Source organism: Mammaliicoccus sp. Q-M61 (assembly GCF_022386055.1).
In the GTDB taxonomy this organism is placed as follows: Bacteria; Bacillota; Bacilli; order Staphylococcales; family Staphylococcaceae; genus Mammaliicoccus; species Mammaliicoccus sciuri_A.
Genome location: NZ_JAJNJL010000004.1, coordinates 42138 through 65012, shown reverse-complemented (window position 1 = coordinate 65012; position 22875 = coordinate 42138). Strand labels below are relative to the sequence as shown.

Genomic DNA, 22875 nt, shown 5'->3' with positions numbered 1-22875 from the left:
ATGTCACTAGAAAATTTAAAAATTGAATTAAGAAATCACTTAATAGAATTATTTCAATCAGCTTATGAAGCGGGTTTATATGACAAAAAATATCCTGCTGTTATAAATAGACACCAAGCAAAAGAAATACTTCAAGTTGGAGATACAAAGTTTTCCGAAATCATTAACAGAGAAGATTTTCAATTTGTAAAAGTGAAGTACACACAAGGTAAATTTTCGTATTCAAATTTATTGAAATGGATCAATAACGATTAACAAATATAATTAACAAGCACGTAAATTTAACGTATCAGATTAAAGTAATATTAATAAGTGAAAGTAGCTTATGTGATATAAATTTCATTTTAATTAGTTTCTAAATAGCTGCTTGATAGATGATATATCTAATTTAAAGTTATATCACACTATATATAGAAAATATTTAAAGGAGATATGTGGAATGAAAAAGGTTTTATTATTAATGTTTTTATCTCTTATTGTTCTATCAGCATGTGGTAAAGAAAATAAAGAAGAATCAATTAAAGACCCAAATATGAGCATTGAAGAACAAGAAAAAATACTAAAAATAGAAACTAAGAAGTTAGGTGAAGTTCTTGTTGATACTACAGCTAAAGAAGATGTGGTAGATATATCAAAAGATGATTTGGATAAATTAGATAATGCTATTAAAACATTCGAGAATAACACTGCAGACATCAAAGAAGTAGATACAAGTATTAGTGATCCAATATACAAAGTAGCTAATATGAGTTATATCGCTGCGAAGAACATACAAAAAGTTGAAAAATTTAAAGACAATAACCCTGATTTAACAGAAACATATAATTTGGCAAACGCGGATATTTATTATCACCTTGTGCTAGTAATGAACACAATAGATATGGAATATGAAGATGTAGATGCAGAATACAAAAATGATTTCTTAGGTAAAGAATTAAATAGTGATATCACTGATATAATTTTTAGTGAAGATGATCTAGTGGACTTTACTGATGGTTTTGGAAATTTAGCCTTTGATTATAGTGAACAAATGACAAATGAACAATTAAAAGAATTACCTGATACAGCATATAGAGAACAACTGAAGAAATTTGCATATTTTGATGAAGAAGATGTTAGTAAGAATGAATATAACAAAAGTGTTGATGAATACAATGAATTAACACCAGAATTTTTACACTATAAAAAGGTGAATCACATGGTTTCTGCAGACGAAAATATAAGTATGACTGACTTAAGAAATGGTGTAGTTTCAGCTAGAACAGATTCAGAAGTTGAATAATTTTATTCTGGTTAATCAAGAAAGACAGACCAATAATTATTAATTTATAAGAAGGTTTAGCTTATGTTGTATAAATAGGTATACTGAAATTACACTATAACAAAGTTATCTTTCTAAAATGTAAACTTCATAATTGACAATTAACTATTGTAGATATAGAATAAGAATCAAGTTAAGCAATAAGTATCTGACTCAACTATTTGTTGGGAGGACTTATTAGCGCAAAACGCCTCTTATTCTACTTTTAGTAGCTATAAGGGGCGTTTTTGTTATGGGGAGGATTAAAAATTGAGACCATTTAAAACAATTGATGAGCAAATTAATATACTCATTGATAGAGGTTTAACTATTAGGGACAAGGAAGAGGTTAAACGTTATCTAATTCATAATAATTATTACAATGTTGTAAATATGTATAGCAAACTATTTCAATCTAAAGAAAATGTATATATATCTGGAACAACTTTTGACGAAATTAAAGCTTTACATATTTTCGATACGGAAATTAAAAATTTATTGATGAAATTTATAATTATTGCTGAAAAACATTTTAAATCTATATTTGCATACCATTTTGCAAAAAAATTTCATAATAAAGCATTCGCTTATTTAGATACATCCAATTATTCAAGTAATGATCCTCTTTCATTAACACAAACGTTATCATATATCTCTAAAAAAGTTAATGACTTAATCAGATCAAAAAAAGAGAATTCCGTTAAACATCACTTCAAGAATCATGGAGATGTCCCTATTTGGGTAATAGTAAATGATTTAACACTGGGTAATGTTATAAAGCTTTATAAATTTATAGATAATAAAACACGAAACAATATCGCCAAAGAATTATCTGAAATATTAAGCACAAATATAGATAAAAAAATCAATCTAGAACCAAACTATTTAGACAATATATTAGATAATGTTCTAAACATTAGGAACTGCGTTGCTCATAACAATAAACTATTAAAATATAAATGCAAAAACAATATAAAATATATACCCGAATTATATGAATCTTTAGAGGTTGATTCTAAATCTTCACGTCAAACACCATTTCACGTATTTATTGCACTCAAATGTTTCTTGCCCAAAGATGATTATGCTATCTTGCATAATTCACTATTAAAAAGGACGAATAACATTAGTAAAAAATTGACTAATGAAATTATGGATTCAGTATTAACTTCTTATGGCTTTCCATCTTCTTGGCATAAAGATGTCTCAAAAATCGTACAAAAATAATTTTTTAGGTGGTGTTAAAATGTGGTATGAAGAATTTACTAATAAGCATGACATTGTGCAGTACCGCTTTTATGAGAAATATAAAGATCCATTAACAGATAAATGGAAGCGTGTAAGTGTAGTTATGAATAAGAATGGTAAACAATCACAGAAAGAGGCACAGAAGCGATTAAATGAGCGTATTAAGGAGAAGTTAAACGACAAAACACCAATTACTCTAAAAACATTAACGTTTCATCAAGCATGTGACGAATGGTTTGAACACTATAAAACTGTGTCTGGAAGTAAGTTATCGTCAATTACTACGATAGCAAGTAGACTAAAATTAGTGAAAAAACATATTCCTGATGATGTTCTAGCCCAAAAGATAAATTCAAATTTAATTAATAAGTTAATTAAAACAGCTATTGATGAAAATAAAAGTCATAAGTACATTAAAGACATATTGAGATTAGTAAAACAAGTTATGTATTACCTAAAGAAAAAATATAAAATGGAAGATGTTTCTTTCATAGATGATATTGATATTCCTAAGCAAGCAAGAACAAGAGATGAAATATTAGCTAAACGTGAAAATTATTTAGAATTAGATCAAGTTATAGATGTATCAAATAGATTAATTGAAATTTCTAAAGAGAAAATATCCGAAGATATAAAAAGAACTTACCTATTTACTGCATATATTGTTGAATTTCAAGCTTTAAATGGAATGCGAATAGGCGAGTTACTAGCTATCCAGCCACAAGATATCGATTTTGATAATAAAACTTTAACAATAGATGGTACTATTCAATGGACTAAAGATAAAGACAATCATATAGGTATCAAAGACACTACTAAAACAGAAGCATCATACAGAACAATATCATTAACTACTAGAAGCTGCGAAATACTGAAAAAGGTTATGTTAGAAAACAAAAAGTCTTTAAAATGGGGAGAAGTTTATGTCGAAAGAGGTTTTATATTCACAAACTTTAAAGGTAGTCCTTTAATGATTCCTTCTATAAATAGAGTTATACAAAAAGCATGTACTGATATCGGAATAGAAAAGCATGTCACAACTCATACAATGAGACATACACACATATCTCTATTATCACAGTTAGGAGTTTCATTAAAAGCTATCATGCAACGAGTAGGACATACAGATCATAAGACAACACTACAAATATATAGTCATGTTACCGAACAAATGGATAAAGATATGATGAACAAATTAGAAGCGGTTAGTAGTTAGTAGAGTCGAAATATCGGCTCTATTTTTTATGGGCAAAATACCAACTTTCTCACACATTGCCCTTTTTCTGCCCTTTTTATATATTAAAAGTGTATATTAACCTATCCGAAATACTGATATTAAAGCTTTTATCTATTGTTTGTTATTAATCTACTTCATTAAAAAAGCTTTGTCGCTCAATTTGTACGTGTTTACGTTGTGTCATATCACGATACTTTTTCGGTGTAACGCCATAATACAATTTAAAGCAATAAATATAAGACGATACATTATAAAATCCATGTTTTTCTGAAATGTCGATTACTTTTTCTTGTGTATGAATTAAATCATACGTGCTATTTAACAATCTAATGTCCGTTAAATAATCTTTAAAGTTCACACCCATCTGTTCTTTAAATAATTTCGAAAAATATGATTCAGAAATATGATATTTATCGGTGAATGTATTGATCGTTATACGTTCATTATAATGCTCATAAATATAATCTTTAATTTCATCAATTATTGGGTTCATATGCCGATTAACAAGTGGACATTCTTTTGAATAAACCGTCAATCGTTCTCTATAAAATTCTAATATCGTAATAAGTTGCTTCATGATTTTTAAATTGCGATTGTTTTCTTGTATTAAATATAAATCACACAGGCAAATTAAATGGTCTCGTAAAGGGACTAACTTTGTTTGCATACTTACATGCTGATGATATGAAAGTAACTCTGGTATCATCGTTGTTATGATTGACTCATACAGATGAATTTGTACGACGATATTCCCTTCTGATACATCGAGTTTATACCACTCATTATGTTTAACAACAAACGTTTCTCCTTCTTTATATTCTTTACTATGCTCTTTGATCGTGACCATAACACGACCCTTTAATACTACAAAAAAAGAAATACCTATATGATTGCGATATTTAGTAGCAGAATATTTTAGGTATTTGATTTCATATATATTTCTCACAACAAATCTCCTAATTCTTTGATATCTTAATATATTTAATCCAAATTCCAAAAGTAAACATCAAATTACTAATGTAAAAATATTGAATTATAATGACGTTATTATAATTCGAAAACTTAAATCAGTAAATATATAAATTGAAGAAAATCAGATTAAGGTAAATGTTTTAATATTTTGAAAGAATCATACAATTTATTAAGTGAGAATTTATTGAATCGTGTCATTGAATTTCGCGAACGTTTATCATTAAATAGGAAAAGAGACTAAGGTAAAATGCCCTAGTCTCTTTACACTTTATATAATTATGATTTTACAACTTCTTGTCCACGTTTGTTCCAAGTTAAGATGAAACTTAACATTGCTAATACACTAATGATTGTTAATAATAAGAATCCTGAATCCCATCCTAATTTATCAACAGTTAATCCCATAATGATATTAGCCATTACAGCTCCACCTAAATAACCAAACAATCCTGTTAATCCTGCTGCAGTACCTGCTGCTTTTTTAGGTACATAATCTAATGCTTGTAAACCAATCAACATAACTGGTCCGTATATTAAGAAACCGATCGCAACTAATGCAATATTATCTACTAATGGGTTTCCTGCTGGATTTAACCAATATACAATGACAGCGATTGTCACACCTAACATGAATATAAATCCTGCTGGTCCCCTTCTACCCTTGAACACTTTATCTGAAATATAACCACATAATAATGTTCCTGGAATACCTGCCCATTCATATAAGAAGTATGCCCAACCAGATGCATTTAAATCGAAACCTTTTTCTTCACTTAAATATGTTGGTGCCCAGTCTAACACACCATATCTAACAAAATAAACAAAGATATTTGCGATAGCAATCATCCAAACCCATTTGTTATTCAATACATATTTAAAGAGAATATCTTTTGTTGTAAGCTCTACTTCTAACGTTTTCTGCTCTTTATTAGGGTAATCATTTCGATATTCTTCAATGGGTGGTAATCCCATCGATTGAGGTGTATCCCTAACTAGAACATATGAAATAATCGCAATAATTAACGCGATAATAGCTGGATATATAAATGCACCTTCAAATCCTTTTAAATAACCAAATGACAATGTTCCTGTAATTGAAATACCTAATAAAGCTATCGGTGCCATTAATCCGCCACCAACATTATGCGCGACATTCCAAATAGCTGTCTTACCGCCACGTTCACTAACGCTGTACCAATGTACAAGCACTCTTCCAGATGGTGGCCATCCCATACCTTGGAACCAACCATTTAAGAAAAGCATAATAAACATGATAAATACACTAGATGTTAAGACCGGTATAAAACCCATCAATAAATTAACGATTGCCGTTAATACTAAACCTAATGTTAAAAATATTCTTGCGTTACTCCGGTCACTCACTGTACCCATAATAAATTTACTAAAACCGTATGCAATTGAAATAGCTGATAAAGCAAATCCTAATTCCGTCTTACTAAAGCCTTCATCGATCAATGCAGGCATTGCAAGTGAAAAGTTTTTCCTTAATAAATAGTAACCAGCATAACCAAGAAATATCCCTATAAAGACTTGTAGTCTCAATTTCTTATATGTATCATCTACCTGTTCACTTGGTAGAGGATCTATATGTTTCGCTGGCTTCAAGAAATTCGCCATACTCTTACCTCCTATTATTAATTTTTTGTAAAGAATGTAAAGATTTTGTAAAATGCAATTTATAATTTCATCATATGTATTGCAAACGTTAATGTCAATGCATTTTTATATTTTTATTATTTAATATATTTTATTTTTCAAACTTTTATTTAACACAGGTGTATTAAAATATGTTAGACTTCTACTATGCCAAAAATTATTAATCATAAAGAAAAAAAAGAACAAATTATTCAATATGCCTTTCAGTCAATTGTTGAAAATGGTGCAAAGGGATCTACGGTTAGACAAATTGCTAAACTCGCACAAATGACACCGGGACAAATTAGATATTATTTTCCAAGTCATTCAGAATTACTCAGTGCCGTTATGTCTGAAGTAGAACTAAAGGTAAGAAGGAGAATCGAATCAATACTCACGTCTGATAACCAAGATACAATTGATAAAGTAAAAGCATGTTTACTCGCCGTTTTACCGTTAGATGAAGAAAGATTAGCTGATATGGAAGTATGGATGGCCTTTCGATATGACATCCATGAATACGGACAGAGTACTTTAGATGATGGATTAGATGAACTATGTGTAACGGTATTAACAATTTTAGAACGCGATCACTTATTAAAAAACAACATCAATATACATCTTAATTCAATGAGACTTCACGCATTAATTGATGGATTAGCACTACATAAATTGTTAAATCCAGAACAGACCTCTAATGAAGATATTGAAGCAATTGTATTTGAAGAAATTTCAAAGCTTACAAAATAAAGGAGGATAATCATGAATTTTATTGTGTGGCTCATTATTTTTTGTGAAGTTGCTTTCTGGGTCGTTATATTACTTGGACTCGTCACAAGGTATGTCTTCAGACAGAAAAAGCTTGGGCTCATTTTTCTAGCACTTACACCCGTAATTGATTTGATTCTATTAATTACAACAGCTGTGGATTTAATGAACGGTGCAACTGCCGAAACACCTCACGCTATTGCTGCTGTTTATATATCTGTTTCAATTGTCTTTGGTAAAAGTATGATTCAATGGGCAGATGACCGCTTCAGATATTATGTCATGAAAGAAGGTAGCAAGCCTGAGAAACCTAGTGGATTCGCGTATGCTAAACTATATGCGAAAAGTTGGTTTAAACATTTACTCTCTTACATTATAGGGACAGGTATTCTACATTTAATCATTTATTTAATTCATGATAAAAATAGAACAGAAGCTATGGATGGTGTTATTCACATTTGGTCAATAGTGCTCATTATTGATTTAGCTATCACCATCTCGTATTTCATCTGGCCACCCAAAAAGAAACAGACAGAATAGAAAAACCTGAGCCATTTTTTGTGGCTCAGGTTCTTTTTACGTCTATTTATCGTGTTCATCTTCAATGTTACCGACAATATTTTCAAGTATGTCTTCCATCGTAATCATACCTGCTAATTCACCGTGTTCATTATGAACAATTGCGATATGTGCGCGTTGTTTTTTCATTTTATCTAGTACGTTTTGAATGGCATCTGCCTCTTTGACGTATATGATTTCATGAATCAATTCAGTAATGTCTTGTATGTTGTCTTTCAATAAATCTTTCGCATGTAAATATCCAATAACATTCGTTTTATCATCTTGGTAAACTGGATATCTCGTATAATAGCCATTTTTCACAAATTGAATAGCTTCTTGCTGACTAGCATCACTATTGATCATTGTCATATTGTCTTTAGAAATCATACAATCTTTGACGACAAGTTCATCATAAATAAAGACTTTATTAATATGTTCTAGTTCTGTTGATGAAATTTCCCCGCCTTGGTGACTTTCTTTAATCAACATCTTCAATTCTTCTTCAGAGTGATATAATTCAGACTCTTTCGCAGGCTTCATACCAAATAAGCTCAATATCATTCTTGCTGACCCATTTAAAATAAAAATAAAAGGATATAATAATTTGTAAAACAGTATGATCGGTCTTGCAAAGAATAATGTAACTTGTTCTGCTTTTTGAATTGCGATTGTCTTTGGCGCCATTTCACCTACTACAACGTGTAAATAAGTTGCGATAATAAATGCGCTGACTAATGTTAAGACATGAATAACCGTTTCTGATAATCCAAAGCTACTATAAAGTGGATGCAGAATAAACTCAAATGTTGATTCGCCAACCATACCAATTCCAAGTGCTGTAATGGTAATACCTAGCTGACATGCTGCTAAATACTCATCAAGATGTTCGACTACCTTTTTAGCTGGTTGAGCGTTCTTATAATTCTGTTCTGCTAAGTAGTTAATTCTAGATGACCTGACCTTTACAATTGCAAATTCCGTCGCAACAAAGAATCCGGTTAAAGCGAGTAATACAATAAACGTGATTAAACTAATTGTGGTCCCCAATTATTAATTAATTCCTCCATATAATAAAAAATTCCAACCATATTCGGTTGTCTTTTAATTTTACACTATTTCGAATAATTTTTATAATAATATACATTTGAAATTACATGGTTAAAGGACTATACTAGTGTCTGATAAGGAGGGATCTTAAGATGCTACTAAATGTGTCATGTTCTCTACAATTATTCATACCCAACGATCAAAGGAAATAATTTAAAAGAAGGGATTCAATATGAATAATTACATTAAACCATATCAATTCGTTAGTATTAAAGAAAAATCTGAACAGTTATTTAACGTTTATAAATCTGTAAATGATATAAAAACAATCGATACGTTTCAAGCTATAACATACGACCATATTTCACAGCTTTTTGAGGAAAAGCATTCAGAAATAGAAGATTTCACAAAAATCATTATGAATAAAAAGATTTCTCGAGCACAAATTGAGAAATTATTATTTGGACTTAAAAGCTACGTCGTTCCATTTGAACAGCCTTCAAGTAAGCAACTTGAAAAAATCTTTAAAAAGACCAAGAAATTAAAACATCCAGAATGGGATAACATAGACTTAAAAGAGTCTTCATATATAGGTTGGAATGATTCTGGTAAACAAAAGAAATTTATCGTGCTTTATGAAGATGATAAATTGATAGGTGTATCAGGAGACTTATCACCTACCATTAAACCCGGAATCTGTAGTATATGTAAGAAAGAATCCAATGTTTCCATGTTTCTATCAACTACGAAGTCAAAAGGTGATGGAACATATACTAAAAATGGTAATTATATTTGCCATGATAGTGAACATTGTAATCAACAACTCGATCAACTAAACGGATTATATGAGTTTATACACACAGTAAAAACAAAATAATCAATAAGAAAGCTGAGCACATCATCAAATGATGGCTCAGCTTTTCATTTATCGGCCCGAAAATCCCGTTTTCGGGTCGTTATTTTTATTTATCGGTCCATATTTCTCATTTCTGGACCGGTAATTTATTTTATCGGTCCAGAAATTCCCTACTTACCTCTACTACCCTTGCACCTATCTATATCCATCCTTTTTCGATTGCTTTCTGCCATGCGTCAAACCGGTTATCTGCTTCTAATTTATCTATAATTATCGATGTATAATTTCTAATTGTGCCGTCTGATAAATATAACTCTTTTGATATTTCTTTACTGGATAAGCCTTTGCCTATTTCTTTCAATACTAGTTGTTCTTTCGGACTTAATGGATTTCGATCTTTAAACATTGATGTCATTAAAGATTCACTATATTCTTTCTTACCGTCCATCACATTTTTAATTGTTTCGACAAGTTCATCTATTGATCGTTCTTTCAATACGTATGCATCAACATCGTTTGCTACTGCACTCTCAAAGTATCCAGGTCTTTTAAAAGTTGTAACGATGATGACTTTCGTATTTAAATTTGAATCTTTTACTTTTTTCAATACTTCTAATCCTGTCATTTTAGGCATTTCGACATCTAGTATCGCGACATCTGGTTCGTGACTTTGAATACTTTCTAATGCATCTTCTCCATTTGAAAAGTCCCCTAAAATATTTAATTCATCATTCATTTCCATCAATTGAACCATGGCTTTACGTAACATTTCTTGGTCTTCTGCTATAACAATTGATATCATAATGTGTCATCCCCTCTAGGCAATGTGATCGTCATTTTTAATCCTTTATTTAAATTACTTACTTTTAGTTGGCCATTTAATGCATGAACACGATTTTTGATACTCTTAAAATCATCTTCATCAATGTGTTTCATACCTATGCCGTCATCTATGATTACCAATGTTAAATGTTCATTTTCTTCAACGATTTCACCTGTTACTTTAGTAGCCTGTGCATGCTTAATGACATTGTTAACCGCTTCTCTCAAAATCATGGACAGTGCTGATTGTCGAGTTGGACTGAGTGATTGAGCTCTGTCAGCATTGTTAAATTCAAACGATAAGTTTGCATTTTCTAACAATGTTTCCATCGTCTTCACTTCTTCTTCAAAAGATTGCAACTTCAAATCATCTACAATTGCTCTTACTTTAACAAGTGCTTCTTTAGATAATTCATTCACAGACGCCATTTCTTCTTTCGCTTTATCAATATCTTTATCCACTAATTTCATCGCAAGTTCAGATTTAATACTTAAACTCGCAAACACATGACCTAACGTATCGTGTAAGTCTTGTCCTATTCGATTTCGTTCTTGTTCAGCAATTAACGTATTGATATGTTCATTTTTACTTCTAATTTCTTCTTTTAACTGTTCAGATTCTAACGCTTTAAAATTTCCAAACATAATAAATATCATGACAATACTCATAGGTATCATAATAATTAAATAGTCTCTATGATCAACTGCAATAATATAAATAGCAATCATAAACGACACAATATACATCAATACTTCGATAGATTTTATTTTAGTTTGAAAAACATATGGAATAATATAAGCTGCATAGAAAAAGAATAATAAGTGAGAAGCATTAAAAAAATCTACAAAATAAAATATACCTAAAAAATGAACCATTAAAAGTATTCTTCTAAGCATGCGCCTTTTAGATAAATCTACATAAATCATCATTAAGTAACTTATCGTAAATAGAGCGGTAACCAATATACCGCTCCATAAAGGTCCTCTATGACCAAGTACTGTTAAACTCAATATCGGAAAGATGAGATAAATTAAGTTTGATGAACCTATAGGATTATCTTTAATTCTTTCTATTAATGTCATTAAACCACTTCCGTCTTTTTACGTATAATCAACGCAATACTTATAAACAGTATACAATAAATTGCCAATATAAGAAGTGATACAAAGTGTATACCACCTTGAGTTGTCACAGATAAAGAAAGTTCTCTTAAATTATAAGTAGGTGTTGCATACGATACGTGCTTTAGCCAATCTGGAAACTGATCTGTCGGGAACCAAAGTCCACCCAATACAGCAAGTCCTAAATATATGATATTCGCAATAGCACTAGCTTTTTGAATATCTTTTATTTGAGATATGAGAACGCCCATTGATAAAAACATGCTAGACCCAACCCATAACATCAATCCTGAGCCAATCCATTCGCCTGCTGACATTTCAACACCTTTATAAAAAGCACCTGTTAAAAATAATGCGATAATGGCTAGACAAAACATGCACATGAGTTTCATTACTTTCCCTGCATAGTAATAACTTGGAGATAAAGGTGTTTTGAATAAATTTTTAGACCATCCAATTTTCTTATCTTCTATCATCTCTAACGGAAATGTCATAATACAGAAACTACTTAAACTGAACGTCGCCATACTAAACATATATTCTTTATAAAATTTAGCTTCGTATTCTTTAGGTAAATCCAATAACGCTGTAAATATTAAATAAAATACTAACGGCAACATAATCGAAAGTATTAAATATGATTTTTTTTTAGTTAACAATAACAATTCAGATTTAAAATACGCCCATAACATATCTCATCAAACCCTTTCTTCATTTTTTGAAAATATCGTATCCATCAATGACTCTTTAATAATTTCTACCTCATTAAAATCAATGCCATAGTCTATAAATGCTTTAATAACAGGATTAACATCTTCAGTCGTAATGATGAGCATATCTTTAGATGCTTCAACCGAAACATTTTTAAGAATGTTCACCACTTCTTTCTTAGATAAAGGAATTTGAATCATCGTTTTGTTTTCACTATGACGTATCGCTCTAGGTGTACTATCCATAACAAGCTCACCTTTATTAAGTACAACAACACGGTCAGCCATTCTTTCAACTTCTTCAATATAATGAGAAGTATAAAATATCGTTTTACCTTCTTGTTTCATTTCCTCAATCACTTTCCAGAAATGCTTCCTCATTTCAGTATCCATCGCACTTGTCGGTTCATCCAAAATGACAAAATCCGGTTTCCCAATAATAGATAATGTAAAATCCAATATTCTGCGTTCACCACCAGATAATTTAGCAGCAAATTGTTCAAGTTTATCATTATCGAATCGAGTAATTTCTTTAAAAGTTTCTATCGAAATCGTATCTTTATAAAAAGACTTAAAAAGATAAAACAACTCCTTAACTTTCATCACATCCGGGAAAGCCGTCGTTTGAAACAAAATACCCATCCGCTTCTTATCTAATTGTTGATTGTCACTAATAATTTGCCCGTCATTAGGATGTCTGTCCCCAATAATCATATCAATCAACGTAGACTTACCAGCACCATTTGGACCAATTAAAGCCGTACATTCACCCTCATTAATTTGAAAAGAAACATCACTCACAACTTTTTTCTGATTATAGATTTTCGTTACATTTTGAACATCAATCACAATCATCACCGTCCTTTATAAGTTATCTATATTATAAAAAATCACACCATCCGTTATAAGTACAAACTGTCACGAATATCATATGACAAATGTCATGAATGATTGTAAGATTAAATTGACAATATTTGGAATGTATAGATAATTTATTGTAAGAAGTGTTTGAGGATGATGAAGATGACTAAAATATCAGTAATAAATAAAAGTAATCACACAAGTGTAGTTCAAAGCATCAGAAATTATATTAAATGGATTAATAGAAATAACATATTAAATCAAAGCATTAAAATTATTATCCATGATGCTCCAATAAGTTCTTATGGTTATCTTTCAGATTGCCAAGTAGACTTTGATAATCGTCATATATATTATTCTTTATATAATATTGAAGAATATCTTGTGGCTAAAAAGAGCAATAACATTATTGTAAACGAATTTGAATATGCACTTTCTGAAATTTTATATGATTTAAATTTTCATATCGCACAATTCTATACTTTAGAGTACGAACAAGTTACACATAAAGAACTCATTGATCATTTTGACCGATTTGAATATAACATTTGAAAATACAGTTATTATTTAACTTACAAATATTTATTTTGTCATAATAATAGTTCTACACTTTATAAGGATGGACTTACGTTGAAGTTTGATTCTGAAATAAGTGCTCATTTAAAGAAGGCTTTTGTACAATTTAGAAATTTCATTAAAAAAGAATTGGAATTCCCTTTAAAAGTTAATATTCATATTACGCATAAAGAACTCGAAGATTCTTATGGTTACTTCCAATATCCCAAATCTTTATTTAAGTATCCAAGAATAGTCGTTTCCACACATAGCTATGGACAATTAAAAAAAGAAATGTCACTTTTTGATAGTGATTTAAACATTTTAAGAATATTAGCGCATGAAATTGGACATTATCAAGATTATATAAGTGACAATATAATTTTAGATGAAAAGATGAGTGAGAAGATAGCAGACAAATATGAAGATGAACTCATACAAGAATTTATTGATCAAGTTTATTATGTCAATTACAACGAAAACTAAATTGATTTTTAAGTACTAAATCTGAAACATAAATCATTTCAAATGGTATTTTTTAGCGCTGTCTCCTGCGGGAACAGCATGATTCGAAGACTACAGGCTGAGAACATGCCCGCGGAAAGCATGCGCATAAAAAAATGCCAATAAAGTCTAAGGCTTTGGCAACACACTAAAAAACGCTAAGACAATTCCTTTTTTCTTAGCGTTTTAAATTACTCTATTTCTTCTTACTCATTGCATAGTAAATCACAACTAAAATGACTAATGCTAATTGTGGTATCAATGTTTCGTATGTTGGATAAAATCCTATTAAGTCTATGAATGGTAAGTGATTAATTGTATGTTGTGGTACTATGTTTAATATTTGTAATGTATGGATACTTACGCCTAATATTTTAAATGCCAATATAAATATGAATAATGACATGATAAAGAATAAGCGATGTATTGGTATCCATTTTGTAATTTGGTTAAAGAAGATTGCAATTAACGCCAGTATGACGGATGCGACGATAATACCTAATATTAATGACCATGTTGAGATTTTCCCAACGATACCTAAATAGAAGATAATCGTCTCAGCACCTTCTCTAAATACAGATAGGAAAGCGACTAACCCAAAAGTAACGATACTTCCTGTAGACATAGCTTTATCCATATTTTTATTGATGAAGTTCTGCCACGAATCTAAACTTGATTTAGAGTGCAACCAGATACCTACGATGATCATTAATATCACAGATCCAATACCTACTAAACCTTCTGTTAATTCTCTTGTTGAACCTAAGTTTTCAAATATTGCTTTAAATATGAAAGCTAACGCAATACTTAATACAATACCGATGACACTTCCTGTAACAATCCATTTTGATGCTTTTGTTTGTTCAGATTTACGTGTTACAGTAAGCAACGCCATAATAATGAGCAGCGCTTCTACACCTTCACGTAATAAGATTAAAGCTGCATCCCAAAATGTATAGCTCGTCTTAGAAATAGTTGATTTAATTTCTTGATTGAGCGTTTCTAACTGGCTACCAATGTCATCTTTATTATCTTCATCAAGTTGACCTGCATATTGAGGAATTTTCTGTTCTATTTTAGTGTACAACGCACCATTTCTCGTGCTAATTTCACTCTCAACATTTGGCCATGCAATAATAAATTGTTGTAACGCTTGCTTTGATTTAGCTAAATTATCATTTTTTATATTTTTAATCGCAGTATCTAAATGTTCATTTAAAATGTTAACATCTTGATCGCTTGTTTTAGCATCTGATTTTTTCCCTGCATGATAATCATCAAGTTCTTTTTTCAATTGATCGACTTGCATTTGTGCACTATTCGCGTCTACTTTATCTTTCGTTAATTCAATTCTTGTAAACATTAATGCTGTTTCAACTTGACCATATCTACCAATGTCTTCTTCTCGAACAATTTTTTCATTCTTTGTCCAAGTCGCATTTAATTGATTATTGATCGTTTTTGCTTTTTCAAAATCTTTATCTGAGATCGCCTTTGTTATATTTTTAATCAATGGCTGCATTTCATTTTGTAACTGATCTCGTTTCTTCTGTTTATCAACAGGATTTAATACTTTTTCATAATCAATTAAATCAGAAGTCAGTGTATTTAACGCACTTTCTCTATCTTTTTGAGACGTTGTTTTTTCAACTTTTTCGATATCTTGATCTATTTTTTTCACAAGTTTATGGTCTTTTTTATTCGTACTTTGCCAATTATCTTTAATCTCTTTGAAATGCTTGTCGAATGCCTTTTCGTCTTTATCTTGTATAGCCGATTTGGCATCCGTCACACTAATATAAATATCGCTTAAGCTCGTTTCTGCTTTAGCGGTCAAAGATAGTAGCATAAATAGTATTGCGACTAAACTAAATACGATTGAATAACGTTTCACCTAAATATCCTCCTTCTTGGACACCTGGTAAACATAGAAAAATACCTGAACCTCGATGTGTAATATATTCATTTAATTTATCAATAGCACCCATTTTACTTTGGATTTTAATAAATTGTTCAGGTGATTTTTGAAATGATAGAAAGAGTAATCCTGCATCAAAAGTACCTGTATTTGCGTTTATACCATCTGAATATGAAAAAGATCTTCTTAATAAATTCGTTTTAGCTGCTTTTGCTAAACTGACATGTGACTCTTTTTCTATCAAGTTCTCGCCATTTTTATCTTTAATATCAGGGTCAAATGTATCAAATTCTTTTTCTTTACCAATTGGCGCACCAGAATGACGGTATCTACCAAATGTGGCTTCTTGTTCACCTAAAGCCGTTCTATCCCATGTTTCTAACAACATTTGAATTCTTCTTGCGACTAAATATGAACCATTTTTAGCCCAACCATCTTGTATAAAGACGTATTCATTCAAATCACTTTTATTTTGGACATTAGGATTACCTGTTCCATCTTTAAAAGAGAATAAATTTCTAGGCGTTTCTTTCTTACCATCTTTTTCTTCAAATGAGTTAAATCCAGCTTGGCTCCACTTCATTGAAACTTCACCTTTAGCCACTCTAATTAAGTTTCTAATGGCATGAAAATTAACTTGCGGATCATCTGAGCATGCTTGAATACAAATGTCTCCACCTGAATAGTCTTCATCAATTTGATCTTTAGGAAAATGCGGTAAATCTTTTAATAAATCTGGTTTATGCTTTTTCAATCCAACTTTCTCAAAGAATGAAGGACTTATACCAAAAGTAAGAGACAGACGACTGGCGTCTAGGCCAATCGTCTCCCCTGTATCTGGACTTGGTAACATTTTGTTTTTACCAAGCTCTTTTACATATTCACCATTCATTAAATGAACACTATAATTTGTCCATACTTTAAACATTTCTTTAACATCTGAAATTGACATTTTATTAATGCTCAGAACGACAAAGTAAATATGTTTTTGTTGTTCTGTCGTAATGCCAGACTGATATTTACCATAGAAATTGATTTTATTTTTCACGCCTGTTTTATCTTTAGCAAAGTATTGAGATGCAAGAAAAGTACCGCCTACACCTGTAGAACCTATCAGTAATCCTGCGCCACCAACACCAGCGAGTTTTAGAAAATCCCTTCTAGCTATATGATTTTCATTATTAGACATCAATCATCACTCCGTAATAACAGCCATTTGACTTAAAGATTCCCCTAATTTATCGACAGCTTCAGAAAGTTTTTTCGTTTCATCTTTAGATAGTTTCGTATAGTCTTCATATCCACCATCTTTAGTCTTATATTGATCTAATAATTTATTAACATTATCAAATCTTTCTTGAGTTGTGTCAGCAAGTTTTTTATCTTTATCTGCTACTTTATCTTTAAATATTTCAAAGATTTTTTCTGCACCTTCGATGTTTGCTTTAAAGTCATATAAATCTGTGTGTGAATAAATTTCTTCTTCACCTGTAATTTTTGAGCTAGATACTTCATTTAATAAGTCGATTGAACCTTGTAACATTAATTTAGGTGTAACATCTACTGTATCTACTTTTGCACGTAACTCTTTAGTGTCTTTTAATAATTGATCAGCAACTGGTGCCATATCTTTAGTTGTATTATCTTCCCATAATGCTTTTTCAATTTTGTGGTAACCTGACCATTCGTCTTCTTTATTTTCTTCTTTCATATCTGCTAAACGTGCATCAATTTTCGGATCTAAATCACCGAAACTTTCAGCAACTGGCTCAGATCTTTCATAGTACATACGAGCTGTAGGATAAATTTCTTTCGCTTTTTCGATATCGTCTGCTTTAACCGCTTCAACGAATTTTTCAGTATCCGCTAAGAATTTATCTAATTGTTCAGTTGTAAAATCTTTATAAGCTTTTGTTTCTTTTGAGAAATCCGCTTTTTCAGACTTTTTCGTTTCCTTTGTTTCTTTTTTATCTTCATTTTCTTTCTTATCAGCGCTATTCCCACACGCTGTTAAAATTAAAGTACTTGCTAATAAAGTTGTTGCTAACTTTTTCATCATAACACTTCCCATCTAATTGATTATCATTATCATCTTTAATTTATGCCTATAATGTGTAATAGTCAATAAAAATTTTATAGAATTCATCAAAAATACAAATATAAGACTGTACCTATAGTGTTTATGTAATGAAAATTTTTTCAAACTTCTTCTGATTTATTAATTGAGAATGATAATCACTTAATGAACATAAAAAAAACATAGGACAAAATGAATTATCCTATGCTCTATAATAAATTAATCTGTTTCTTGTTCTAGTATTTCTTTAGACTTAGCATCAATTGTAAATTCTGTTGATTCTTTATTACCTTCTTTTAGTTCAATAGAATAAACAAGTTTGCCATTATCTTCACTTAGTGACCATTCTTTAATATCACCTTTAGCTTTGTCTTGTGCTACTTTAAGTGCATCTTCAAATTTTGCAACATCAGATAATTTGAATGTTTGATCATTATCATCACTATCTTCTTGTTCTTTTTCAACATTCGTAACAGATTTATCATCTGCATTTATGAGTACTTTATTTTCATTTGTTCCATCAACTAATTCTACTTTATAACTCCACTCGCCTGTTTCTTTTTCAAACGATAAATCTTTCAGTTCACCTTTTGATTCTTTTTGAGCAGCTTTTACAGCATCTTCTGGAGAGACTTTAACGTCATCCCATTTCACTGTATTTTCAGTTGCTTTGTCAGAAGATTGATCATCATCTGTGTTTTGGTTATCATCTGAATCTTGATCATCATCTGTATTTTGATCGTCGTTACTATTTTCTTTAGTTGTTTGTTCTGTTTTTTCATCATTTTGATTATCTTTTTTATCATTGTTATCATCGTCACCATTTCCACATGCTGCTAACACGATACCTGCTGACAATAATAAAGAAAGCATTTTATACTTCATAATCTATTCCTCCTATGCTTCATATTCAGTTAATATATAGACCATCTTAAAATTTTTAAACATTTAGCTTTTAAAAAATTAGACAAAATGCAATTTATTCGTTATGATTAAGAAACAATAAAATAGCTCGTAGTCTTATTAAGAGTAGGCGGAGGGAATTGGCCCGATGAAACCTCAGCAACAGGCGTATGTACTGTGCTAAATCCAACAAGTTTAACTTGAAAGATAAGAAGATTCTCTAAACAGCTCTTCTTAATCTTAAGATGAGCTGTTTTATTGTAACTATCAAATTAGGAGGCAATAAATATGAGAACAAGAGACGATATTTTATCAGAACTATTAGAATTAAAGGCAAATCCACCAAAAAGCTTTTCAGGTTCAATAGCTAAGACCCAGAAGAAGAACGCTTTAATCCAAGAATTATGCAGAGTCGAGAACACAATACTACAACCAACTTCAGATACTGAACATCACAATGTTCAATTCGGGGACTTTGAAATTAATATTAAAATAACTAAAAAATAAGCAAAATAAAACAGGCTAAGACATTACATTATGTCCCAGCCTGTTTTATTTATGATTCCATAATGATTTGCATCGCTACAAATTTTGCGACTTGATTACCATTTGCTGCTGCGTCTATAAGTTGAGATGCCATGAAATCTTTACTTTCTCCTGCTACAAATAAACCTGGTACAGATGATTCGCCTAACTCATTAATTTTTATTTTTCCGTTGTCTTCTCTTTCAATATTGAGCGCTTTTAAAAATTCAAAATCAGTATCCCATTTCACACCAATGATTGCACCGCTTCTATTAATTCGTTCACCATTTTTAAAGATAACTTCATTAATTTGTCCTTCATGATGTTTAAATTCAGCTACTTCGCTTTCCACTAATGTGATATGTTTACTTTCAATAAACGCTTTATCTTCTTCAGTTAATAATGAAAAATCACGACTACTTATAACGATATCGTCTGTCCAATTGTTAATAAGCATAGCCATATGTTTCACATGTTCAGGTTGAACAGCTACAAGTAATGGTTTATGTCTCAATTCATATCCATCACACCATGGACAATAAAAGACAGATTTGCCGTAACTTTCTTTTAAACCTTCAATTTCTGGTAATGTTTCTCGCAATCCTGTACATACCATAATTTTTTTAGCTTTATATTGTTGATTGGCTGTTTCAACAATAAAGTTATGCTCTTCTTTCAATATGTTTAACACAGTGTCATTGATACGTGTTACATCATCATATTGATCTACATCGTGTTCTGCTTTAGCTCTCAATTCTTCAGGTCTTACACCGTCTTGTGTTAAAAATGCATGTGAATGCTGTGTCACTTTATTTCTCGCATTATTATTGTCTATCACTAATGTCTTTTTTAAAGCTCTTCCTAACGTGAGTGCACTCGCTAATCCTGCTGGCCCTCCACCTATTACGATACAATCAAACATAGTATTTCCACCTTTCATAACTATTATAGAGTCGTAATATCTATAATTGATAGATAAAAAAAGATTTAACTTACATTAAATCTTTTAAAGTTTTATTTTTCAAAGCTTGCGTCATTTCATCTTCAGCAGAAGTTAATATCGCTTGTATCTTACACTCTGGACCGTGATCAAAGCTATCTTCAAGTGTACTTTGATGACCATCAATTGCAGTAATAATATCATAGACAGTTATGTCTTCCCAATTATTAACTAAATAATAACCGCCTTTTGCACCAGATGCAGATTTTATGACGTTTGCCTTTACTAATTGCGTTAATATTTTAGATAAATATGTTACAGATACATTTAACGTTTCAGATAAACTTTTAACATTGATTGGTTGTTGGTCTCTTTTAGCAATTAAATATGCCAATGCATGCAGCCCATAGTCTGACCCTTTAGAAATCTTCATGTTACACCTCTTAATCATAGATATTACCACTCTATAATAACAACTTTAAACAGAAAGTCTATTATTTAGCTCAAAATATAAAAATGAAGAGACCTTTTTCTTCAAAAAGATCTCTAGCATTATGTTAAAATTCATCAATTTGTTCAAATTGTGACATGTATAAATCTTTGTATTTGCCGCCTTTATCCATGAGTTCATCATGACTGCCCATTTCTTGTATTTGACCTTGTTCGATATATACAATTCTATCGACATGTCTAATCGTACTCAGTCTATGCGCAATGATCAGTGATGTTCGTCCACGTGATAAATTCTTAAATGCTGATTGTATTTTATTTTCAGTTTCAACATCTAAAGCACTTGTTGCTTCATCAAGAATAATAATTGGCGGATTCTTCAAGAACATTCTCGCAATTGAAATACGTTGCTTTTGTCCACCAGATAATTTTGTACCGCGTTCCCCAACGACAGTATCTAAACCTTCTGGCAATTCATCTACAAACGTTCTTAATTGTGCTTGGTCAACTGCGTAATTAATTTCTTCTTCCGTTGCATTTAAATTACCATAAATAATATTATCTCTTAATGTTCCACCGAAAAGAAATACATCTTGTTGTACAACACCAATTTGTTTTCTTAATGATTCCAACTTATAAGATTTAATGTCTCGATTATTGATTTTAATCTTACCTTGTAACGGGTCGTAGAACCTTGGTAATAACGAACAAATTGTCGTTTTACCTCCCCCACTCGGTCCTACAAGTGCTACTTTTTCACCTTGTTCAATTTTGATAGATAACTGATTTAAGATTAATTTCTCTGAATATTTGAATGATACATCTTCATATTCAATCGTATCTGGTTCATCTATAAATTCGATAGCATCGTCATTATCTTTAATTTCTGGATCCATATTGACGATTTCTTTGAAATTTTTGAACCCAGCAATACCTTTAGGAAACAGTTCAATAACCATATTAATTGACTCTAATGGTTTAAATAATAGATTTGTAATCATAATAAACGCTACAAATCCACCATATGACAATGCTCCATTTAATACAAAATAACTTCCTAAAATCAGTACAAAGATTAACGTTAATTTTTGAGCAATATGACTAATCGACAAGTTCCAAGACATATAAGAATATGCTTTTAATTTTGTCGCTCTAAAATTATCATTGACCTTTTTAAATCTTGCTAATTCGTGACCTTCATTAGTAAATGCTTGTACAAGACGCATACCACCAACATTATCAGCAATAAGCTCATTAAATCTCGAAACATTGCTAAATAAGTTCTTAAAAGCACCTGACATCTTTTGATTAAAGTATATCGTTAATACAAAAATAATCGGTACAACACAGAACGTAATAAGCGCGAGTTTCACATCGATCGTCAACATAATGACAAATGAACCGACAAGCGTCATAACTGCTACAAACACATCTTCAGGTCCATGGTGAGCAACTTCTCCAATATCCATTAAATCGTTCGTTAATCGTCCAATGATTTTACCTGATTTTTGGTTATCAAAGAATCCAAAATTCATTTTTTGAATATGCTCATAAAGCTCATTACGAATATCTCTTTCAATATTAGTCCCCAGTTTATGCCCCCAATACGTCACGATGAATTTCAATACAGATTCAACAACGTATATGAATAATAAAAGAAAAACAAAAATCACAATCCAACTCCAATTCTTAGTTGGCAATAGCTGATCTATAAATATACTTGTAATAAGTGGAAACACCAATTCGAGAATACCTACGAAAACAGCCGAACCAAAATCTAAGAAAAACAATCCTTTATAGGGTTTATAATATTGGAAGAATTCTTTCATAACGGACCTCCTAA

24 protein-coding genes and 1 riboswitch are annotated in these 22875 nt (G+C 30.8%); of the genes, 10 read left to right on the top strand and 14 right to left on the bottom strand.

Annotation, left to right across the window (positions count from 1 at the left end; genetic code table 11):
• From LQ677_RS07330 to LQ677_RS07315, 4 genes are all read left to right on the top strand, one after another.
• Entirely contained in the window at positions 1-255 is a 255-nt protein-coding gene (locus LQ677_RS07330; RefSeq protein ID WP_204168726.1) for a hypothetical protein, read from the top strand.
• Positions 256-439: 184 nt separating this feature from the next.
• Complete coding sequence (locus tag LQ677_RS07325) at positions 440-1282, top strand: hypothetical protein (RefSeq protein ID WP_204168727.1); 843 nt, start codon at positions 440-442, stop codon at positions 1280-1282.
• 288 nt (positions 1283-1570) lie between these two features.
• Positions 1571-2527, top strand: coding sequence for an Abi family protein (locus tag LQ677_RS07320; protein ID WP_204189395.1), 957 nt, complete (start codon positions 1571-1573; stop codon positions 2525-2527).
• Positions 2528-2546: 19 nt separating this feature from the next.
• The gene (locus LQ677_RS07315) at positions 2547-3764 is read left to right on the top strand and encodes a tyrosine-type recombinase/integrase (protein WP_204168729.1); all 1218 of its coding nucleotides are present in this window, start codon (positions 2547-2549) and stop codon (positions 3762-3764) included.
• 145 nt (positions 3765-3909) lie between these two features.
• Here the strand turns inward: LQ677_RS07315 and LQ677_RS14795 are convergent, their stop codons facing one another.
• Both LQ677_RS14795 and glpT read right to left on the bottom strand, forming a co-directional pair.
• Positions 3910-4731, bottom strand: a complete 822-nt coding sequence (locus LQ677_RS14795) for a helix-turn-helix transcriptional regulator (protein WP_204189398.1) — start codon at positions 4729-4731, stop codon at positions 3910-3912.
• A gap of 302 nt (positions 4732-5033) precedes the next feature.
• Positions 5034-6395, bottom strand: a complete 1362-nt coding sequence (gene glpT, locus LQ677_RS07305; protein ID WP_037589310.1) for a glycerol-3-phosphate transporter — start codon at positions 6393-6395, stop codon at positions 5034-5036.
• Between the two features lie 186 nt (positions 6396-6581).
• Between glpT and LQ677_RS07300 the strand changes: the two genes are divergently transcribed.
• Positions 6582-7163, top strand: coding sequence for a TetR/AcrR family transcriptional regulator (locus LQ677_RS07300; protein ID WP_159315832.1), 582 nt, complete (start codon positions 6582-6584; stop codon positions 7161-7163).
• Between the two features lie 12 nt (positions 7164-7175).
• Positions 7176-7721, top strand: a complete 546-nt coding sequence (locus tag LQ677_RS07295; protein WP_191836277.1) for a hypothetical protein — start codon at positions 7176-7178, stop codon at positions 7719-7721.
• A gap of 42 nt (positions 7722-7763) precedes the next feature.
• On the opposite strand, the gene LQ677_RS07290 is transcribed toward LQ677_RS07295, so the two are convergent.
• A complete protein-coding gene (locus LQ677_RS07290) occupies positions 7764-8789 on the bottom strand; it encodes a hemolysin family protein (protein WP_107577871.1) in 1026 nt (341 codons plus the stop codon).
• A gap of 232 nt (positions 8790-9021) precedes the next feature.
• Between LQ677_RS07290 and LQ677_RS07285 the strand changes: the two genes are divergently transcribed.
• Positions 9022-9666 (top strand): FusB/FusC family EF-G-binding protein, encoded by a 645-nt coding sequence (locus tag LQ677_RS07285; protein ID WP_159315834.1) that lies wholly within the window; start codon positions 9022-9024, stop codon positions 9664-9666.
• 178 nt (positions 9667-9844) lie between these two features.
• Here LQ677_RS07285 and LQ677_RS07280 read toward each other — a convergent pair whose 3' ends face one another.
• From LQ677_RS07280 to LQ677_RS07265, 4 genes are read right to left on the bottom strand one after another with little or no spacing between them, the layout of a single operon-like run.
• Positions 9845-10447 carry a response regulator transcription factor gene (locus tag LQ677_RS07280; RefSeq protein ID WP_191836276.1) on the bottom strand — a complete coding sequence of 201 codons (603 nt, stop codon included), beginning with the start codon at positions 10445-10447 and terminating at the stop codon, positions 9845-9847.
• Positions 10444-11550 carry a sensor histidine kinase gene (locus LQ677_RS07275; RefSeq protein WP_191836275.1) on the bottom strand — a complete coding sequence of 369 codons (1107 nt, stop codon included), beginning with the start codon at positions 11548-11550 and terminating at the stop codon, positions 10444-10446. Before LQ677_RS07275 ends, LQ677_RS07280 begins: the two co-directional genes overlap by 4 nt.
• A complete protein-coding gene (locus LQ677_RS07270; protein ID WP_239748230.1) occupies positions 11550-12281 on the bottom strand; it encodes an ABC transporter permease in 732 nt (243 codons plus the stop codon). Before LQ677_RS07270 ends, LQ677_RS07275 begins: the two co-directional genes overlap by 1 nt.
• 6 nt (positions 12282-12287) lie before the next feature.
• The gene (locus LQ677_RS07265; RefSeq protein WP_201277779.1) at positions 12288-13154 is read right to left on the bottom strand and encodes an ABC transporter ATP-binding protein; all 867 of its coding nucleotides are present in this window, start codon (positions 13152-13154) and stop codon (positions 12288-12290) included.
• A 168-nt stretch (positions 13155-13322) separates the two neighbouring features.
• Here LQ677_RS07265 and LQ677_RS07260 point away from each other — a divergent pair, with 168 nt between their 5' ends.
• Positions 13323-13712 carry a hypothetical protein gene (locus LQ677_RS07260; protein WP_239748229.1) on the top strand — a complete coding sequence of 130 codons (390 nt, stop codon included), beginning with the start codon at positions 13323-13325 and terminating at the stop codon, positions 13710-13712.
• Between the two features lie 78 nt (positions 13713-13790).
• Positions 13791-14201, top strand: a complete 411-nt coding sequence (locus tag LQ677_RS07255; RefSeq protein WP_239748228.1) for a hypothetical protein — start codon at positions 13791-13793, stop codon at positions 14199-14201.
• Between the two features lie 214 nt (positions 14202-14415).
• Here the strand turns inward: LQ677_RS07255 and LQ677_RS07250 are convergent, their stop codons facing one another.
• The 4 genes from LQ677_RS07250 to LQ677_RS07235 form a co-directional block, all read right to left on the bottom strand.
• Positions 14416-16113: an FTR1 family iron permease gene (locus LQ677_RS07250; RefSeq protein WP_239748227.1), complete on the bottom strand. Its 1698-nt coding sequence runs from the start codon at positions 16111-16113 to the stop codon at positions 14416-14418.
• Positions 16088-17326 (bottom strand): iron uptake transporter deferrochelatase/peroxidase subunit, encoded by a 1239-nt coding sequence (gene efeB / locus LQ677_RS07245; RefSeq protein WP_239748226.1) that lies wholly within the window; start codon positions 17324-17326, stop codon positions 16088-16090. Before efeB ends, LQ677_RS07250 begins: the two co-directional genes overlap by 26 nt.
• A gap of 6 nt (positions 17327-17332) precedes the next feature.
• Positions 17333-18193, bottom strand: a complete 861-nt coding sequence (gene efeO, locus LQ677_RS07240; RefSeq protein ID WP_037589373.1) for an iron uptake system protein EfeO — start codon at positions 18191-18193, stop codon at positions 17333-17335.
• Positions 18194-18433: 240 nt separating this feature from the next.
• On the bottom strand, positions 18434-19099 hold the full coding sequence (locus LQ677_RS07235) for a PepSY domain-containing protein (protein WP_037589320.1): 666 nt from the start codon (positions 19097-19099) through the stop codon (positions 18434-18436).
• A 132-nt stretch (positions 19100-19231) separates the two neighbouring features.
• Positions 19232-19331, top strand: a riboswitch (SAM riboswitch).
• Between the two features lie 74 nt (positions 19332-19405).
• On the opposite strand from LQ677_RS07235, the gene LQ677_RS07230 reads away from it, so the two are divergent.
• Positions 19406-19624: a hypothetical protein gene (locus LQ677_RS07230; RefSeq protein ID WP_206180763.1), complete on the top strand. Its 219-nt coding sequence runs from the start codon at positions 19406-19408 to the stop codon at positions 19622-19624.
• A 49-nt stretch (positions 19625-19673) separates the two neighbouring features.
• Here the strand turns inward: LQ677_RS07230 and LQ677_RS07225 are convergent, their stop codons facing one another.
• From LQ677_RS07225 to LQ677_RS07215, 3 genes are all read right to left on the bottom strand, one after another.
• Complete coding sequence (locus LQ677_RS07225; protein ID WP_239748225.1) at positions 19674-20564, bottom strand: NAD(P)/FAD-dependent oxidoreductase; 891 nt, start codon at positions 20562-20564, stop codon at positions 19674-19676.
• 70 nt (positions 20565-20634) lie between these two features.
• Positions 20635-21015 (bottom strand): RrF2 family transcriptional regulator, encoded by a 381-nt coding sequence (locus LQ677_RS07220; RefSeq protein WP_037589324.1) that lies wholly within the window; start codon positions 21013-21015, stop codon positions 20635-20637.
• 124 nt (positions 21016-21139) lie between these two features.
• Entirely contained in the window at positions 21140-22861 is a 1722-nt protein-coding gene (locus LQ677_RS07215; RefSeq protein WP_196308004.1) for an ABC transporter ATP-binding protein, read from the bottom strand.
• Positions 22862-22875 lie beyond the last annotated feature (14 nt).

What these genes read in the sequence shown, in the direction of transcription:
- LQ677_RS07300 (WP_159315832.1), top strand. Translation starts at nt 6,582, where the DNA reads ATGCCAAAAATTATTAATCATAAAGAAAAAAAAGAACAAATTATTCAA.
- LQ677_RS07235 (WP_037589320.1), bottom strand. Translation starts at nt 19,099, where the DNA reads ATGAAGTATAAAATGCTTTCTTTATTATTGTCAGCAGGTATCGTGTTA.
- LQ677_RS07220 (WP_037589324.1), bottom strand. Translation starts at nt 21,015, where the DNA reads ATGAAGATTTCTAAAGGGTCAGACTATGGGCTGCATGCATTGGCATAT.
- LQ677_RS07270 (WP_239748230.1), bottom strand. Translation starts at nt 12,281, where the DNA reads ATGTTATGGGCGTATTTTAAATCTGAATTGTTATTGTTAACTAAAAAA.
- LQ677_RS07275 (WP_191836275.1), bottom strand. Translation starts at nt 11,550, where the DNA reads ATGACATTAATAGAAAGAATTAAAGATAATCCTATAGGTTCATCAAAC.
- LQ677_RS07230 (WP_206180763.1), top strand. Translation starts at nt 19,406, where the DNA reads ATGAGAACAAGAGACGATATTTTATCAGAACTATTAGAATTAAAGGCA.
- LQ677_RS07280 (WP_191836276.1), bottom strand. Translation starts at nt 10,447, where the DNA reads ATGATATCAATTGTTATAGCAGAAGACCAAGAAATGTTACGTAAAGCC.
- LQ677_RS07265 (WP_201277779.1), bottom strand. Translation starts at nt 13,154, where the DNA reads ATGATTGTGATTGATGTTCAAAATGTAACGAAAATCTATAATCAGAAA.
- efeO (WP_037589373.1), bottom strand. Translation starts at nt 18,193, where the DNA reads ATGAAAAAGTTAGCAACAACTTTATTAGCAAGTACTTTAATTTTAACA.
- LQ677_RS07260 (WP_239748229.1), top strand. Translation starts at nt 13,323, where the DNA reads ATGACTAAAATATCAGTAATAAATAAAAGTAATCACACAAGTGTAGTT.
- LQ677_RS07285 (WP_159315834.1), top strand. Translation starts at nt 9,022, where the DNA reads ATGAATAATTACATTAAACCATATCAATTCGTTAGTATTAAAGAAAAA.
- LQ677_RS07330 (WP_204168726.1), top strand. Translation starts at nt 1, where the DNA reads ATGTCACTAGAAAATTTAAAAATTGAATTAAGAAATCACTTAATAGAA.
- LQ677_RS07295 (WP_191836277.1), top strand. Translation starts at nt 7,176, where the DNA reads ATGAATTTTATTGTGTGGCTCATTATTTTTTGTGAAGTTGCTTTCTGG.
- LQ677_RS07325 (WP_204168727.1), top strand. Translation starts at nt 440, where the DNA reads ATGAAAAAGGTTTTATTATTAATGTTTTTATCTCTTATTGTTCTATCA.
- LQ677_RS07225 (WP_239748225.1), bottom strand. Translation starts at nt 20,564, where the DNA reads ATGTTTGATTGTATCGTAATAGGTGGAGGGCCAGCAGGATTAGCGAGT.
- efeB (WP_239748226.1), bottom strand. Translation starts at nt 17,326, where the DNA reads ATGTCTAATAATGAAAATCATATAGCTAGAAGGGATTTTCTAAAACTC.
- LQ677_RS07215 (WP_196308004.1), bottom strand. Translation starts at nt 22,861, where the DNA reads ATGAAAGAATTCTTCCAATATTATAAACCCTATAAAGGATTGTTTTTC.
- LQ677_RS07315 (WP_204168729.1), top strand. Translation starts at nt 2,547, where the DNA reads ATGTGGTATGAAGAATTTACTAATAAGCATGACATTGTGCAGTACCGC.
- glpT (WP_037589310.1), bottom strand. Translation starts at nt 6,395, where the DNA reads ATGGCGAATTTCTTGAAGCCAGCGAAACATATAGATCCTCTACCAAGT.